Below are 327 nucleotides of genomic sequence, written 5' to 3' on the forward strand. Positions count from 1 at the left end.
GAATCGACTGAACAACAAAAACTTCTAAAATTCGTACTTCTACCTTCGTACTTCTAAAGTCGTACTTCGACCTACATTCTCTCCGGCACCTGAATTCCCAGCAACTCAAATGAAGATTTGATCACATCTCCCACTGCTTTTGAAAGCTGTACCCTGAATTTCTTTTCAGTCTCGTCTTCGGTTCCTAAAATTGTGACATTTTGGTAGAAACTATTGAATTCCTTCACAAGTTCATAGGTATAATTAGCGATAAGCGCAGGACTATGATTTTCGGCCGCCAGCTGAATGGTTTCAGGATAAAGTTCCAGCTGTTTGATCAACTGTTTT

Annotated in this window: 1 protein-coding gene; it reads right to left on the reverse strand. The window is 39.8% G+C overall.

Annotated features, from left to right (window positions below; translation table 11 throughout):
* Positions 1-71: 71 nt before the first annotated feature.
* Positions 72-327: DALR anticodon-binding domain-containing protein (locus HC176_RS18415; protein WP_245234965.1), on the reverse strand; the 256-nt coding region annotated here is incomplete at its 5' end.

The sequence above is a fragment of the Tamlana crocina genome, from assembly GCF_012037625.1.